This window comes from Cryobacterium sp. Y29 (genome assembly GCF_002929825.1).
Lineage (GTDB): Bacteria > Actinomycetota > Actinomycetes > Actinomycetales > Microbacteriaceae > Cryobacterium.
Window position 1 is genome coordinate 1 of sequence record NZ_PJJN01000031.1, and the last position, 16312, is coordinate 16312.

The window sequence follows — 16312 nt, forward strand, 5'->3', positions numbered from 1 at the left end:
AACTTACCCACCCGGCCAGTCCCTGTCAAATCGAAGAAACACCCAGTTTCAAGCGCCAAAAAGCGACCAAAACCATGCGACTCGACCAACTAGGAACAGCAGGAGGGAGGCTTACTATCTTAGCCCAACACCGACGCTCTTGAAACAAGAACCCGAAGTTGTGATGACTACGATTTGGTCCCACGTGAGGCCGAAAAGCACTGCGGCTTTCCGCACCTTTGGGGTACGTATAGATACATTACGGCCACCACACCCACCCGTCAAAACGCCCCCCACCCGGGCGTGTCGCACCACCAGCATCCGCTCCCCCACCACCCGAACGACCGGGCCCACCTTATGAACATGGGCCCGGTTTACAACCTGGGCCCAGGGACGGGGCCCAGGCCCCGTCCCTGAAAGCAGGGGCTAGTAGCGGTAGTGGTCTACTTTGTACGGGCCTTCTACGGGAATGCCCAGGTAGCCAGCCTGCTCAGGAGTGAGCACGGTCAGCTCGACGCCGAGAGCGTCGAGGTGCAGGCGGGCAACCTTCTCATCCAGCAACTTCGGCAGCACGTACACGCCAACGGGGTACTTCTCCGGCGAAACATACAGCTCAATCTGCGCGAGGACCTGATTGGTGAAGGAGTTGCTCATGACAAACGAGGGGTGACCGGTGGCGTTGCCCAGGTTCATCAGGCGCCCCTCCGACAGCACGAGCACGCTACGCCCGCTCGGCATGCGCCATTCGTCGACCTGCGGCTTGATCTGCACCTTGACCGCCCCCGGCAGCGACTCAAGCGCGGCCATGTCGATCTCATTGTCGAAGTGGCCAACGTTGGCGACGATGGCAAGGTGCTTCATACGCAGCATGTGGTCGACACCGATGACGTTGAAGTTTCCGGTGCCACTGACGAAGATGTCGACCTGTTCGACGACGGAATCGAGGCGGGCGACCTGAAAACCGTCCATCGCGGCCTGGAGCGCGTTGATCGGGTCGATCTCGCTCACGATCACCCGAGCGCCCTGACCGCGCAGTGCTTCGGCGGCTCCCTTGCCAACGTCACCGTAGCCAGCGACGAAGACGACCTTGCCGCCGATCAGCACGTCCGTGGCCCGGTTGAGTCCGTCCGGCAGCGAGTGTCGAATGCCGTACTTGTTGTCGAACTTGCTCTTGGTGACCGAGTCGTTCACGTTGATAGCCGGAAACAACAGTTGTTTGCCCGCCGCAAGCTCGTAGAGTCGGTGAACACCGGTGGTGGTCTCTTCGGTGACGCCCACGAGGTCGGCGGCCACCAAGGTCCAGCGGTCGTTCGATTCCGCGAGCGAGTGACGGAGGGCGGCGAGGATGACTCCGTATTCGTGGCTGTCCTCGGCAGCATCCGCTGGTACGGCGCCGGCCAGTTCGAACTCGCGACCTTTGTGTACGAGCATGGTGGCGTCGCCGCCGTCGTCGAGGATTAGGTTCGGGCCGGTCCACGCGGCTCCGGCCGCAGCCGCTTCGGCGCTCCAGTCGAAGATCTGCGACGTGCACCACCAGTACTCCTCAAGGGTCTCCCCCTTCCAGGCGAACACGGGAACACCGGCCGGGGCATCGGCTGTGCCGGTGGGGCCCACCGCGATCGCGGCGGCCGCGTCGTCTTGCGTGGAGAAAATGTTGCAACTGGCCCAGCGCACTTGAGCACCGAGTGCAACGAGGGTCTCGATCAACACGGCGGTTTGCACGGTCATATGCAGCGATCCGGCGATGCGGGCGCCGGCCAGCGGCTTGGTCTCACCGAATTCGGTGCGCAGAGCCATCAGCCCGGGCATCTCGTTTTCGGCCAGGCGCAACTGGTGGCGGCCAGCCTCGGCTAGCGACACATCGGCGATCTTGTAGGTGAAGGTGGAGGGCACGGTGGGTGCGGCGACAGTCATGCAGCTATCTTGCCATTTCTCTCTGAACGACCCCCACATTGTTCGGCTGGTGCGTGGGCAGTCCACCCAGCGAACGGATGCCACCCCCACCAAGAATGTGTCACGGCAGCGTCGGGCTTTCAATGTCGGGATCGTCGGCCAGAAGCCGGTGTCGTATGAGGTGCCAGCCACGCGGAGCACTCGTCCGCTCCGCATGTCGAGAGCACAGGTCAAAGCTGTGTGGTTCCGCTTGAACGGAGAGCGGGCCGAGTACTGCCAGGGACTCCCCATAGTCAAAGGTGAGTGTGGCCACCGAGGGTTCGAGGCAGGCGACACGAGAACACGGGCGGAATGTCATTGCCTGTAAGGGTAGCCGCTTCCCGGCCGCCGTAGGATGGCAGCATGTCTCGATCCCGTCGTTCAGCAGCGCCCGAACCGACGGTGCGCGGTCGCGGACGCGACCGGCACGGCCGCGGCATCCGTAGTTCGGCGACCGGCCCGTTCCTGCCGCCACTGCGTACCCGCATCGACCTGTTTGACATGACGATCGCCAGCACAATCGAGTATTTGCGCGGCGTCTGGCCCGAAGAACTGGGCAAATCCGTGTTCGAGGTCGCCTCCGGACCGCCCTCGGTCATACCGGGCATTGGCGTGGAACGCTGGATGGTGACGCCGGAGACGAACCGCGTCGTGTTCTACCGCCTGCCGATCCAGCGACTGTCACGCCTGCACGAAAACGATGAGATACATCAGCGCATGATGATCGAGACCTGCGTCTTTCGCGGCGTCGCCGAACTCCTCGGCAAAGACCCCTGGGACCTCGCGCCGGATCGCTTTCGCCACTTCTAGGTATCGGTCCACGACCGGCGACCACCGCGCGGGCGTCGCGGCACGTGTGCGAGATGGTGACCCGTGATCGAATCAGTGCCACTTCTGCATTGCCTGCCGCGAGCAGCAATCCGGCTCGACCGGCATCCGCTTTTCGGATCGATCCTTGCCATGACTGGGATCGCGGCTTGTCGACGCGATTAGCCGGCGTGTCCGTGTGTCTGGACGTTTGCTGTATTTAGTAACAGAAAGGTAACAGATCGGAGCAATTCCAAACCGATTCCGGGACGGAGCCGAACACCATTCAGACCCCAACACCACCTGCTCGATCTACGGAAAAGGATTCATCCCATGCGTATCTTCACCAAGGCCACCATCGGTTTCGCCTCTGCTGGAATTCTCATCGCCGGCCTCGCCGGCTGCTCGTCGGACGCCGGCACGACGACCCCGGCGCCCGCTTCGAGCTCAAGCTCGTCCAGCTCGGCCGAAGCCACGCCGACGCCGCTCGCCTCGATTCCCAGCCTCTCCGGTGTGGACACCGCCGTGTTGCTCGACGCCGACTTCGGCGCTGCACTGACGAGCCTCGGCCTGGCCGCTGGCACCGTCGGAACGGCCACCCTCGAAGAGGGCAGCCTGCACTTCCCGATCACCGGTGGCAACGTGGACTACTACGACCCGGCCGAAAGCTACCGCCCCTTCGTTCAGGGTTCCATTCAGCACGAGGGATCCGGATTCTCGCTGACCGCCGGCGACACCGTCGTCGAGCTGACCAACTTCACCATCGACCCAGGCACTTCGGAGCTCTTCGGTGACGTCTCGGTCAACGGGGAGTCCGCCGCGACCCAGGCCCTGCTGTTCGACCTCTACGGTTCCACCCTGGAGCCCCTCAAGATGGAAGGTGACAATGCCATCCTCACCGGCACCACGGTTCACATCTCCTCCGTCGCCGCCGGCCTGCTGAACTCCACGTTCAGCACCGACGCCGTCACTGACCAGATGCTCGTCGGCATCGCGACCATCACCGCCGCGACCAAGTAGTGGCTCGGCTCGTCACGAGCGAATAAACAGCACACAAAGATCGGGGCCCGCCACACGGCGGGCCCCGATCTTTGTGTGCGTGGGGCGGCTTACGGTTCGTGGCACGTAGTAGGGAAGCGGGCACCCGTTCGTACGAATGCCCGCTTCCCTACCGAGTGCCACGACACGATTGGGCTACGACACGATTGGGCCACGACACGGCTGGGCCACGACACGATCAAGCCGCGGGATGCGCCAACGGGCGCTCAGCGCATCAAACGGATGCCGCCACCCGGCTGCGCAGCTCGTCGCGCACGCTCACGGCAAGGTCGGGGTGGTCGACGAAGACCCCGTCGATTCCGCTGCCCATGACCGCCGCGAACTCGTCGCGCCAGTGGCCGAAACTGGCCGGCTGATCCCCCCGGCGACACGACGCGGTAAGAAAAGCATTCTCGGGCCGCAGGGTCCAGCAGAAGATGTCCAGCCCGGCCGCGTGGGCGTCAGTAACGAGAGAAGAAATCACCAGGTCGCCGACGGCATCTGCCTGGATGATCAAGGATTTGTCTACGCTGATGCCGTCGACGGTGCTACTGAGGGCATCGAGACCGGTTGCGGTGAGGTAATCGGAGTAATACGGCGCTCCGGCGCCGAGACGGGCGACCTGATCGAGCGGCTGACCGGTTGCGGCGATCAGGAACACGCCTCGAGCGGTCATGCCGCGTGCCGCAATCTGCTCAAGCACGGTCGCTTCGAAGCTCTCGATGATGAGGCGGTCGTCGTCGGCGTTCCAACCGGCCGCGCGCACCTCGGCGACGAACAGCTCGTCGAGGGGCAGTCCGATCGAGGCGAAATAGGCGGCGTCCTTAATCTCCGCGACCATGCCGAGGGGGCGCCGACAGGTGTGTGAGGCCTCGTCGATAAGCTCAAACAGGTCGCTCAACCTCATGATCGGGTATCGGTCGTCGTACTGCGCATTCTGCGGGCGCACGTGCGCAAGACGCTCCCGGGCGCGCAGGGTGGCCAGTTCGGCCCAGGTGAAGTCTTCGGTGAACCAGCCAGTGAGGGTGTGACCGGCGAACTCCTTGGTCGTGCGGCGGCCGGTGAACTCGGCGCGAGAAGCGACATCCGTGGTGACGGAAATGTCGTTTTCGTGGCGCAGCACCAACACTCCATCTCGGGTGGCGACGATGTCGGGTTCGACCGAGTCGGCGCCGAGCTCGAACGCGAGGGCGTAGGCGGAACGGGTGTGTTCGGGGCGGTAGCCGCTGGCTCCGCGGTGACCGATGACAAGAGGGGACATCTGCACACCGTAACGCCGACGAGTGACGCCGACGGTCGGTCCAGGTGAACACCCGCTGAAGTTTTGACGCGGTGCAGGCGAACGCCACGCGACAACTGCGCGCATACGCGTAAATCGACCGATCGGCTATCGATACGTTGCCTAACCTGACAGAGTCTGCTGCTTGGCCGACGGCACTTTTCAGGGGGATTTACGCGCATGCCCACCATCGAGGACCTGCACCGCGGCACTGCGTCAGCGGTAGCGGCCCCGACGAACGTCACGACCCCCGCGCCGCGCCGCGCATTCACCCCGCGCAAGAAAAAGAAACCGTGGAAATCGTGGTCGCTGTTTCTTCTCTTCGCCGGGCCGAACGTGGCCCTGCTCATCGTCTTCACCTATAAGCCACTCCTGCAGTCGCTCTATTACTCGACCCTGCAGTGGAACCTGGGTTCGGCCTCGGCAATTCCGGTGGGTCTTGGCAACTACGTCACCTGGTTCAACGACCCCGGCACGGCTCGGGTCGTCACGGTCACCCTGATCTTCACCGTCGCGACCGTGGGCGGCGGCATGGTGATCGGCCTGCTGTTCGCGGTGTTGCTCAACCGCAAGCTGCACGGCCGCGGCGCCGCCCGCACCGTTATCGTTGCGCCGTATGTGCTCTCCGGGGTCGCGGTCGGCCTGCTTTGGCTGTTCGTTTTCGACCCGAACTTCGGCATCACCGCGGCGCTGCTCGACGCCATCGGCGTGGCCTCACCGCCCTGGTACAACGATCCTCAGTGGGCCCTGGTCATGGTCATCATCGTCTACCTCTGGAAAAACGTCGGCTACGTTGCGCTCATCTATCTGGCGGCCCTGCAGTCGGTGCCCCGAGACTTGCTCGAGGCGGCGTCGCTCGACGGCGCAACGCCGGTGCGCGCATTTCGCAACATCGTGCTGCCGCTGCTCGGCCCGACGACTTTCTTTCTGTCGATCACGACGCTGCTGAGCTCGTTGCAGTCCTTCGACATCATCCAGGCGATGACCAAGGGCGGACCGCTCGAAGGCACCACCACGATGATGTACCAGATCTATCAGGAAGGCTTTCAGGCCGGTCGAGCCGGATATTCTTCCGCGGTCGCGACGATTTTGTTCGCCGTCTTGCTCGTGGTCACTCTGATTCAAATGAAGTACGTCGAGAAACGAGTGCACTACTGATGTCCACGCCTACCTCGACCTCGCGTCGACGTACACCGCTTCAACTCGGCGGCTACCTCGGTCTGATCCTGGCCATCGCGATCATGATTCTGCCGCTGGTCTGGATGTTCCTCGCCGGGTTCAAGGAACGCGACGAGATTTACACGGTGCCGATCCAATGGCTGCCCGACAGCTACGACCTGTCGAACTATGCCGCAGCCCTGGCCGCCGTGCCGTTTGCGAACTTCTTTCTCAACAGCACCATCACCACGGTGATCGGTGCCGGGCTAAAAATGCTGCTCGGCCTGACCACCGCGTACGCTGTCGTCTTTCTGGAGTTTCCGTTCAAGAAGTTCGTCTTCGGCCTGGTGATCTTCGCCCTCCTGGTCCCGCAGCAGATCGTGATGATTCCCAACTTCACCCTCGTGGCCTCGCTCGGGTGGATCAACACGTATCAGGGCATCATCGTGCCTGGCCTCGCCAGCGCGTTCGGCACCTTTCTGTTTCGCCAGCACTTTCTGACCCTGCCGATCTCCATTCTCGAAGCCGCAGCACTCGACGGAGCCAGTCACTGGACCCGACTCTGGCGTTTCATCGTGCCCATCTCGGCACCAACCATCGCCGCGGTGGCTTTGATCTCGATCGTCTCCGAATGGAACGAGTACCTCTGGCCGCTGCTCGTCGTCGACCGCTCCGACATGATGACGCTGCCGGTGGGACTGACCCTGCTGCAAAACAACGACGGCGTCACCAACTGGGGCGTGCTGATGGCCGGCACTGTGCTGGTCACCGTGCCGGTGCTCATCGCGTTTTTTGCGCTACAAAAACGCATCATTGCCGGGCTGACCGCCGGCGGCGTAACCGGCTGACGCATCGGCATCCGGTTATTCAGCGGATGCCGCCCTTCAATTTTCCACTTGTGATCACCCCCTACCAGGAGAGTTCTATGAACACGACACCCTCGTTCACCATCAACCGCCGGCAGATATTAAAGCTCGCCGCCGTATTCGGCGCCACGGCCACCCTCGCCGCGTGCAGCGGACCGTCGCTGGGAGCGGGTGCCGGTGCCGCTGACGTCGCGGTAATGGACTGGACGGGCATCACACCAGCCAAGGAGATCACCTGGTGGAGCAACCACCCGGGAACCTCGAAGCTGATCGAGGAAGAGATCATCAAGCGCTTCCACGCCGAGAACCCGAATATCACGGTGAACCTGGTCACGGCCGGCGCCAACTATGACGAGATCGCGCAGAAGTTTCAGGCGGCGTCGGGTACCAACAGCGTGCCCGACCTCGTGCTGGCCAGCGATGTGTGGTGGTTTCGCTACATGATCAACGGCCAGATTCTTCCGATCGACGATCTTGCCCGGCACCTCGAGATCGACACCGCCGACTTCAACAAAACCCTGTACGACGACTACACCTTCACTGGCAATCACTGGGCCATCCCCTACGCCCGCTCGACGCCGCTGTTCTATTACAACAAGGACGTCTGGGCCAAGGCGGGGCTGCCCGACCGCGCGCCCAAGACCTGGACCGAATTCGATGAGTGGGCGCCGAAGATTCAGGCCGATGGCGGCGTGACCCCCCTCGGCCTCGGCAAGGGTGCGTCCTGGGCTGCGTGGTGGTTCTGCAACATGCTGTGGGGACAGGGCGGTGCCTACTCTGACGAGTGGACGATGACGCTGGACACCCCCGAAGCGATCGCCGCAGCGGACTACCTGCAGTCACTGATTTACGACAAGAAGGTCGCCACCGTGGCGGCTGTGGACCAGGTCGCCGACTTCGGCGCCGGCCTGACCGGCTGCATCATGGGCTCGACCGGCTCGCTCACCGGCATTTTGGAAGCCGCCACCTTCGAGGTCGGCACCGGCTTCCTGCCGGAAGGACCCGAAGGCCAGGCCTGTCCGACCGGCGGAACCGGCATCGCCATCGCCGCCGACCGCACCCCGGAGCAGCAGTTGGCCGCCGGCATGTTCTTGAAGTTTCTGACCAACTCCGAGAACACGGCGTACTTCTCCTCGAACACCGGCTACATGCCGGTACGTACCTCCGCCCGCGACGGCGAGACGATGACCAAGGTCTACGCCGAGTTCCCGCAGTTTCGCACGGCCGTCGACCAGCTCGAGACCACTCGCTCGCAGGACTGGGGCCGCGTCTTCGTGCCGAACGCCGACAAGGAGCTCACTACAGCGCTGGAGAAGATCATGCTTCAGCAGACCGACCCGGCCGAGGCTTTCGCTGTCGCAAGCACGGCGATCGCGACCTCGTTCGACGAGAACGTGAGCCCTTACCTGTAGTTTCGAGGTTTTGTGGAAGCGGGTCCGCCGAGTTGGCGGGCCCGCTTTTGTTCGTCTGGTGATATTTTCCGCGCGTGCGGTGCTGATTTCGGGTCGAGACTCACCGGGTCAGTAGAGCGACTGGCCCGCGATGCCGGTCAGGGCTTTCAGCGCCCGGCCGCCGTAGACGGCGCGAGTTCGGCCAGTTCCGCATCAAGATCGTCGTCGAGATGGAAGTCACGTTGTGTATCCAAACCGAGGTCTGTCACTCCGATGGCTCGATAGAATTCCGCAACCGCCCGACGTCCATACGCCTCATGGTCGAAGGCGCTCGCGACGACGTCTCCGCGCAAAAACGCGGTGAGGCCGGCCGCGAGACCTGCGTCGGTCTGCGGAACGACGAGACCGGCGGCCTGCGGCAACGCATCGTGAACGGATGCGAAGGCCACCGTCACCACCGCCCGCCCCAGTACCAGCGCTTCCAGAATCACCATCGGGGCGCCCTCGTAGTCGCTCGACAGCACGAAGCAGTCCGCTGCCGCGAGCACAGGGTAGGGATTGGCGAGCGCTCCGGTCAGGGTGACCGCGGCCGACAGCTCCAGATCGAGGATCAGCGCTGCGAGTTCGGCTTTCAGCGGCCCCGCGCCGACGATGACGAGCCGGGTGAACGGATTCCGAGCGTGCACGAGAGCGAACGCCCGAATCAGGCGGGCCTGATTCTTCTCCGGAGAGAGACGCCCGATGGTGACGAATGTGGTCGTGGCGGCGGTGGCCGGCGACTCGGTGCACGGCTGGGACACGTCAGCCGCGCCGCGCAGGATGCGTTCAACGTCGACGGTGTTATGCGCGACGGTGAACTTGGAGCGCGGCGCATAAGCGGCGAGCGCCTCGGCGTTGATTTCGGAAAGCGCGGGCGACACGGAGACCAGGTGGTCGTAGCGGTCGTAGCGGGCGAAGGTCTCGGTGAGGCCGTGCAGCATCCGCTTGACTCCCCCGATGGCGCGGTGGGCGTCGGCGCCGAGGTCATTGTGCAGCCAGATCGAGCGCACAGCGGGAGGCGAGTGCAGCAGTAATTCAGCCCAAAATGGACCGTAGCCGCTGAAATCCACGACGTGATCGAAACGGCTGTCGCCAAAGCAGCGGGTGAACTCCGCAGCGAAGTCGGCGTGCGCCGCGGAGGTAGCACGGGCGCCGGACGTGATGCGCGCTCCGCGGGAACCAGCCCCGCCGGGGGCGTCGGCCCGGGCGGCGCGGCGACGAGCAAGCCGCTGCCTCACTCCGCCATTCATGCCGCCGATACGGGCGAACTGTCGCACTCGCGGGTCGATCAGGCGCTGATTGGCACGGCGGGCCGGCGCGGCACTCTTCGCGAAGGTGACCGAGATGTCAAACCGTTCGTGGTCGATCGCGCCGAGCAGGTTGAGCGCGGCAGAGGTGATGCCGTTGGGCTTCATGCCGCCGAGATAGATGAGCACGGAGGTGCGGGCGGCGGCGGTCGGCACGCGTAGCAGCGGACTGGGGTCGGCACCGCGAAAGACGACGTCGATCACGCGGGCACTCGCAGCGCCGTCATCCTGGCCGACATAGTCGTGTTGGGCGATTCGATAGCGCTCGGTGAAGGCCGGCAGCCTTCCATGGTCTGCGATTTGGCCAATGAATGCGACGACCTCCGCTACCGTGCGACAGACCGGGCCGGGCAGCTCAGTCGGCGCCAGGTAGAGCCCTCGGGTCTGCTCGAAGTCGGCGAGGTCGGGCGTGAAGAACACGATCGGCAGACCGGTTGCGAGAAAGTCGAAGAAGATGCTCGAGTAGTCCGTGACGAGTATGCCGGCGAGCCCGAGCACGACGTTGGTAGGCAAGTCGTTCGGCACCAGAATCCGGTCGAGGTCCGCGCGGCCGGAGGCGAGTGCGTGCACAGCCTGGTGAGTTTTCAGCAACACGATATAGCGACTGCCGTCGATTCCGGCTTCAATTTGCCGAACGCGCTCGAGCAGGGCGTCGAGGTCGTCGTCGGGGTCGGCGAAGGAAGCGCCCTTCCACGTGGGGGCGTACAGCACGATCTCGCGGCCATCGGGGTTGAGCTGCGCGAGCCGGGAACGGGCGCTTTGGGATTCCGCAGCGGAGAGCGTCTGCCGGTCGATGCGGGGGTAGCCGGCCAGCAGCATCCGTCCGTGAAAGATGCCGTCGAGTTTGTAGGCGCGCTCATACATTTGACGGGCCATGAACGGGTTGGCGGCGAGCAGATAGTCCGCACTGACAAAGTTGCGCACGATGTTGGCGGTCCCGAAAGCGCCGTCGGCCATGTCGTAGCCCATGTGTTTGAGCGGCGTGCCGTGCCAGGTGTTGAGGTAGATCTGGCCGACTCGTTTGGAAAATTGCGGCGGAAAGGTGGCGTTGCTGATGAGGTAGCGGCTCGTGGCGAGTGCCCGATAGTAGGCGGGCGAGCCGCTTTTCACAAAGCGCACCGTGCGATCGTGGCGAAATTCCCGGCGTGCCAAACGTGGGTTCTTGAGCGCCCAGACATGCCGTAAATGCCTCTGATCGGGCGTATTACGCAGTTGTCTGAACAGGGCCTCTGGGTTGCAGAGCAGCCCGGATCCGTTGAACGCTTCGTACAGCACGTGGTGCGGGCGAATCGGGCGGGTGCGCCAGTAGGCGTGGGCTTCGTAGCATACCGCCCGACGGATGCGGCCAATCAGCCTGGTGAGGCGGCGACGTGGCCCCGCGCTCCAGCGTGAAAAAACGGAAGCGAAGAGCCGCGCGAGCATGCCCAATTTGGCGGCGAGGCCGGAAGCAGGAGGCCCAGCAAGTTGGAAGGCGACGGGTTCAGTGTGGGGCCGGGGCGGCAGTGCGGGCACGGTCACAGCGCCGGGTACGCCGTCGGGAGGCTGAGGCCGCGCTCGGTGAGCACGGCGCGCAACCGGGTGGGATAGTCGGTGATGATGCCGTCGACGCCCAGGTCGACGAGGGTGTGCATGAGCGCGGTCTCGCTGACCGTCCACGGGATCACGGGCAGTCCGGCGGAGTGGGCCTCGACCATGAGCTCGGGCGTGACCGTCTTGAACGTCGGCGACAGGGCGTCATAGCCCTTCGCGGCAGCTGCCCGGGCGACGGACCCGTCGTAGTCGTCGATATCGATCCCACCGAGGTGCACGCTTCTGCCAGGCTGGCCCACTTCGAGCCAGTCGTCGTCCTGGGCGAGGGCGACGAGTCGCAGCTCGGGCGATATCCGCCGCACGAGGTCGAGGGAGGCCCAGTCGAAACTTTGCACGGTGATTCGGTCGGCACGGCCCGAGACCGTAATCGCGGCGACGACGGCGCGCGTGAGCGCCATCATTTCCCCGTCACCGGTTGGGCCTGGGGTTTCGATCTTGGTCTCGATGTTGAGCTGCACGGTGTCGGCCTGGTGAGCGTCGACGAGCGCGAACACATCGGCCAATTCGACGATCATGTTGCCGGGTACGTTGTGCTGCTCCGGATAGCCGGGCAGCTGCTGGTATCCGCAGTCCAGCGTCTGAATCTGGGCAAGGGTCAGTTCACGCACGCGCGTGCCTGCATAGGGGAAGGCGGGGTCCTTACGGAAGGCGGCCTCCGTGTCGCGGCATTTGCTCGTGGTGAGCACATCGTCGTGCCAGACGACGACGGCGCCGTCGCGGGTGAGGTGCGTGTCGAGTTCGAGCGTGCTGACGCCGAGTTCGAGCGAGGCGGCGAAGGCGGCGAGGCTCTCCTCGGTGTGTTCGCCGCGCCCCCCACGATGGGACTGCAGGTCGAAGGTGGCGCTCTCGTCGAGGGGCGCAGCTGCCCGGGCCGGTTCGGCGAGCGCCGACTCTCCCTGCGCGGCCACGACAGCCCCGCCAACCAGAACCGTACTGAGGGCGGCGGCCGCCGCGATGATCAAAATCTTGCGCATGCCGGCACTCTTTCGTGGATCGCAGCACGCCGAAAGGCGCGCCGCTGCTCACGTTATGGAGCCGAGGTGACCGGCATCCGCCGCGCAGCCGTCAGGCGGATGAACTCTGTATGAACACAAATGGGTGCCGCATCCGTTTCAACACTCCGGGGCCGGCGCGACGCAGTGACATGGCGACGATCACGATGACCGCGATCGCGATCGACACCCGGGTGAGCTCCGGGTTCGGCACGAGCAGCCGCAGAGTGAGCGCCATCGGAACGAGCAGCCATTCCCAGCGGCCGCTGAGTGCCACGAACGGCAGCAGCAGCAGCGCATACCAGGGGTAGCGGGGGCTGAGCACGAGCAGGGTCACGCCGATCATGACCAGTTGCCCGACCCAGGGCCGGTTCTGGTCGGTGGTGAGAATCACCAGCACGGCGACCACGGCTAGGATCAGGCCGGCCACGATAATAGCGGATGATCCCGGCGCGACCAGAGACACCAGCGCGAACCGAGAGCCGTCCTGGTACCCCTCCTCACTCAGGTAACCGGGCAGGTAGCCCAGCACCCCGATTCCGGTGGCCAGCACATAGGGCACATACAGCAGCGCAAAGCTGAGAACGGATGCCACCACCATGCGCCAGCCGCCCCGCTTGAGCAGGGCCGGCGCCGCCAGTACCGGGATGAGTTTGGTGCCGATCGCTATTCCGAGCATGATGCCGCCTCGCCAGACCTTCCTGGTCGAAACTAGAAAAACCGCTGCGACGACGAAGATGACGCCGAGCATATCGACGTGCGAGTTGGTGACCGCCTCGGTCGCCACGAGCGGACACCAGGCCCAGAGCGCCGCATTTCTTTCATCGAGGCCGCGGCGGCGCATTCCAACCAGCAGCATGACGGTCGTGCCGAGGCTCAGCAGCAGCCCGGCGAGCTGCAACGGCCAGTAGGCGGGGCCGGGTCCGGTGAGAAAACGTACACCGGCGAAGAAGATCTCGCTGGCCGGCGGGTAAATCGTGGGCACGGCCGTGCGGTTGAGGGCTGAGCAGAGCAGATCACCGTCGGTCGTGCGGGCGCGCGCGATGCGCTCGCCGATGCAGACTTCCGTGCCGGCGGCCGTGGTCTGGGGCGCCGGGAAAAGCCAGTCTGGTCTCAGGGAATCGAGGCGGGCATCCGCTGGTGTGAAGGCGTAGGGGCTGATGCCATTGTTTTGTACGATGCCGTCCCACGCGTAGCGAGCCGAGTCGGTGCTCGTGTTGGGTGGACCGACCATGGCCGCGCCGCCGATCAGCGCGGAGCCAGCCAGGATCAGAGCAACCACAGCCCTGCCGTTCACGCGACGCAGCAGCCACCAGGCCAAGCCGAACAGGAGCCAGAGCGCACTGGTGACCAGCACGAGTGGTACCTCGTCGCGGTCGGGTGCGAACAGGTGGAGGGTGCTGACGCTGAACGCGGTGAGGGCAGCGCTGAGCCCAAGCAGTCCCGAGATCAGAATGAGTCGCACTAGACCATCCTCACCTACCTCTGCCCAATCGCGATGTTTTCGGGGAAGCGCGAGTGAGAAACGTGCAGACTGTAAGACCTCCCGAGTGAACGCTCATCGCCCCCGGTGACGGTAGAGCAGGTCGAGATCCGGCGGCCCGACACCGGCGGCGCTGCTGAGCCCCACCCTTCGGGTTCAATGAGCACGATCAGCGAATTGAGGCAGCGGCCCACGAGAGTGCCGGCGGGCTTGCAGCCACCGAAGCTGATCAGTTCGTCGATCACCACGTCGACCGGCCGCGCCGCGCAACAGGGGCACCAGCCTTTAGCGTCAAAACTGGCGCGCAGGGCTTCGATACAGTCCTTCCGCGACATTCCGACAATGTCGGCGACGATCGCCGTCGGTGTGCGGCCGTCTGAACTCATTCCAGTGAAGGTGCGCCCACAGTCGTACGCCCCGTTGGGGTTGCGCTGGCTGACCGGGCAGGGATCGATCATGCAGACCAGCCCGCTGAAAAAATGATTCCGACCAGCGACTTTTCTGGGAAAAAGTTTGGTCATGTGCAGACCGTAAGAAATTCACAGCGGTTTTAGGGACTGTGTGATGGTGAAATAGAAGTATGCGGCGATTGATGTATGAAGCCCAGCGAGCGCTGGCATCGCCGGTGCGCAATCCGCGGATGGCGACAGTGATCGGGCGGCTGCTCGGCGCCGCTTTTCTGATCTGCTTCGGCACCGGCCTGTACAGTCATTTTTTGCAGGAACCCCTCGACTGGATGCGATTTCCGACCCGACCGGAGTTTCTGTACCAGGTGACGCAGGGCACGCACATCATCGCGGGAATCGCCTGTTTTCCACTGTTGCTGGCCAAGCTGTACATCGTTTTTCCCAAACTGTTCGCCTATCCCCCGGTACGCGGGCTCGTTCATTTTCTGGAACGGGCCTCGATCGCCCTTTTTGTAGGCGCCTCGCTCGTGCAGATCACGATGGGGCTGCTCAACACTTTCCAGTGGTATCCGTGGCCGTTTCCGTTTCGGCAGGTGCACTTCGCGCTCGGCTGGGCGCTGATCGGGTTGTTGGTTATTCATATTGGGGTGAAACTCCCGGCGATCACGCGGTACTGGAGCAAGGGTTCCTTAGACAGCGACCATCCGGAAGATGCGGTCTCGGTCGACCGGGCTTCCGACGCGGAGGCCGTGCGATTGTGGGGCAGCAGCCGGACCGGCGGCGTGACCGGACGCGTACTCGATTACATCGACGCGACGCCGCGCACCCTTACCGATAGCGTCAGTCGGCGCGGATTCCTCACGACGGTCGGCGTGGCCACCACTGCCGTCGTGGGCCTGACCGCTGGCCAGACCTTCACGCCGCTGAACGCGGTCAACCTGTTTGGGCCGCGCAAGAAAGGCGTCGGCCAGCAGGGTGTTCCGGTGAACCGCACGAGCGAGCAGGCCAAGGTAGCGGATGCCGCCCTGGCCTCTGGGTGGACCCTCACCGTGGCGGTGGCCGGCACCGAACGCTCCTTCACTCGTTCCGAGCTGCTGGCGCTGCCGCAGACCGAGGTTCAGCTTCCGATCGCCTGCGTCGAGGGTTGGAGCCAGATGGCCCACTGGCGCGGTGTGCGATTGAGGGATCTGGCCGACCTGCTGAGCGCCGATCCGGACACCTCGTTTCGCCTGATCAGCCTCGAAGAACGCGGCAGCTTCAGCAAGACCCAGATGGGCCGCGAGTATGTGCGGGACCCGCTCACCCTTGTCGCGCTCGAACTGAACGGTGAGACGCTCGACCTCGAGCACGGGTATCCTGCGCGCATGATCGCGCCGGGCCGCCCCGGCGTCCTACAGACCAAATGGCTTAGCCGAATCGAGGCGATCTGATGACAACGAGTGGTACGGGGCTGAATCCCCCGCCGGCCGGAATCTCGGCGTCGACCAGCCAACGGATGCGCAGCATCCGCCTGGCGCTGGTGGGTGTCGGTGTGCTGCTGCTCGCCTGGGGCGCGTTTGTGATGTTCGATTCGGTGCGGGTATCCCGCATACCGGGGGTCGCACTGTGGATTGCGGCGGCGATTGTGCTGCACGACGCGATTCTGGCGCCGATCGTGTTTGCGTTCGGGATCGCGCTTCGGCGTGCCGGTCGGCGCGTAACCGGCACGGTCATTGCGATCGTTCAAGGCGCGATAGTGGTCGGATCGATCGTGTCGCTGATCGCGGTGCCGACGCTCGTGGCGAAGAATTTCGCGCCCGCGAATCCGACCGTGCTCCCACTGAATTACGGGCTGAACCTTGCGATCTTCTGGCTCTTGCTGGCCCTGGTCACCGCGGGGCTGTCGGTATGGGCATTCCTGCGCTGGCGGAGCCCGGTCGAGGCAGTTCCGGACGACTCCGGGCGGTGACATGTCGAGCTCCGGGCCCACCTTGTGGCCGTGGGCCCAGTTTATAGACTGGGCCTTTGGACGGGGCCCAGGCCCCGTCCGTGGGTGGGGGCCCCG

14 protein-coding genes are annotated in these 16312 nt (G+C 64.3%); 8 read left to right on the forward strand and 6 right to left on the reverse strand.

Features of this window, described 5'->3' with window-relative positions:
• Positions 1-405 precede the first annotated feature (405 nt).
• Positions 406-1893 (reverse strand): adenosylhomocysteinase, encoded by a 1488-nt coding sequence (ahcY, locus tag CXY74_RS06945; RefSeq protein WP_104199770.1) that lies wholly within the window; start codon positions 1891-1893, stop codon positions 406-408.
• A gap of 100 nt (positions 1894-1993) precedes the next feature.
• Positions 1994-2230: a DUF3499 family protein gene (locus CXY74_RS06950; RefSeq protein WP_104199771.1), complete on the reverse strand. Its 237-nt coding sequence runs from the start codon at positions 2228-2230 to the stop codon at positions 1994-1996.
• Positions 2231-2274: 44 nt separating this feature from the next.
• Here CXY74_RS06950 and CXY74_RS06955 point away from each other — a divergent pair, with 44 nt between their 5' ends.
• Together CXY74_RS06955 and CXY74_RS06960 are read left to right on the forward strand one after the other, a co-directional pair.
• Positions 2275-2721, forward strand: coding sequence for a metallopeptidase family protein (locus CXY74_RS06955; RefSeq protein WP_104196569.1), 447 nt, complete (start codon positions 2275-2277; stop codon positions 2719-2721).
• 330 nt (positions 2722-3051) lie between these two features.
• Entirely contained in the window at positions 3052-3738 is a 687-nt protein-coding gene (locus CXY74_RS06960) for a hypothetical protein (RefSeq protein WP_104199772.1), read from the forward strand.
• A gap of 253 nt (positions 3739-3991) precedes the next feature.
• Here CXY74_RS06960 and CXY74_RS06965 read toward each other — a convergent pair whose 3' ends face one another.
• Complete coding sequence (locus CXY74_RS06965; protein WP_104199773.1) at positions 3992-5017, reverse strand: glycerophosphodiester phosphodiesterase family protein; 1026 nt, start codon at positions 5015-5017, stop codon at positions 3992-3994.
• 198 nt (positions 5018-5215) lie between these two features.
• On the opposite strand from CXY74_RS06965, the gene CXY74_RS06970 reads away from it, so the two are divergent.
• The 3 genes from CXY74_RS06970 (at position 5216) to CXY74_RS06980 (ending at position 8471) form a co-directional block, all read left to right on the forward strand.
• Entirely contained in the window at positions 5216-6193 is a 978-nt protein-coding gene (locus CXY74_RS06970) for a carbohydrate ABC transporter permease (protein ID WP_104199774.1), read from the forward strand.
• Positions 6193-7041: a carbohydrate ABC transporter permease gene (locus CXY74_RS06975; RefSeq protein ID WP_104199775.1), complete on the forward strand. Its 849-nt coding sequence runs from the start codon at positions 6193-6195 to the stop codon at positions 7039-7041. The genes CXY74_RS06970 and CXY74_RS06975 overlap by 1 nt, the downstream gene beginning before the upstream one ends.
• 77 nt (positions 7042-7118) lie before the next feature.
• Positions 7119-8471: an ABC transporter substrate-binding protein gene (locus CXY74_RS06980; RefSeq protein WP_104199776.1), complete on the forward strand. Its 1353-nt coding sequence runs from the start codon at positions 7119-7121 to the stop codon at positions 8469-8471.
• Positions 8472-8617: 146 nt separating this feature from the next.
• Here the strand turns inward: CXY74_RS06980 and CXY74_RS06985 are convergent, their stop codons facing one another.
• The 3 genes from CXY74_RS06985 to CXY74_RS06995 form a co-directional block, all read right to left on the reverse strand.
• Positions 8618-11314: a glycosyltransferase gene (locus CXY74_RS06985; RefSeq protein WP_233193257.1), complete on the reverse strand. Its 2697-nt coding sequence runs from the start codon at positions 11312-11314 to the stop codon at positions 8618-8620.
• The gene (locus CXY74_RS06990) at positions 11311-12360 is read right to left on the reverse strand and encodes a glycerophosphodiester phosphodiesterase family protein (RefSeq protein WP_104199778.1); all 1050 of its coding nucleotides are present in this window, start codon (positions 12358-12360) and stop codon (positions 11311-11313) included. The genes CXY74_RS06985 and CXY74_RS06990 overlap by 4 nt, the downstream gene beginning before the upstream one ends.
• 91 nt (positions 12361-12451) lie before the next feature.
• On the reverse strand, positions 12452-13843 hold the full coding sequence (locus CXY74_RS06995) for a glycosyltransferase family 87 protein (RefSeq protein ID WP_104199779.1): 1392 nt from the start codon (positions 13841-13843) through the stop codon (positions 12452-12454).
• Between the two features lie 177 nt (positions 13844-14020).
• On the opposite strand from CXY74_RS06995, the gene CXY74_RS17920 reads away from it, so the two are divergent.
• The 3 genes from CXY74_RS17920 (at position 14021) to CXY74_RS07010 (ending at position 16216) form a co-directional block, all read left to right on the forward strand.
• Positions 14021-14344 carry a hypothetical protein gene (locus CXY74_RS17920; RefSeq protein WP_233193258.1) on the forward strand — a complete coding sequence of 108 codons (324 nt, stop codon included), beginning with the start codon at positions 14021-14023 and terminating at the stop codon, positions 14342-14344.
• Positions 14345-14501: 157 nt separating this feature from the next.
• Entirely contained in the window at positions 14502-15698 is a 1197-nt protein-coding gene (locus CXY74_RS07005) for a molybdopterin-dependent oxidoreductase (RefSeq protein WP_233193259.1), read from the forward strand.
• Positions 15698-16216, forward strand: coding sequence for a hypothetical protein (locus tag CXY74_RS07010; RefSeq protein WP_104199782.1), 519 nt, complete (start codon positions 15698-15700; stop codon positions 16214-16216). The genes CXY74_RS07005 and CXY74_RS07010 overlap by 1 nt, the downstream gene beginning before the upstream one ends.
• Positions 16217-16312: the final 96 nt, after the last annotated feature.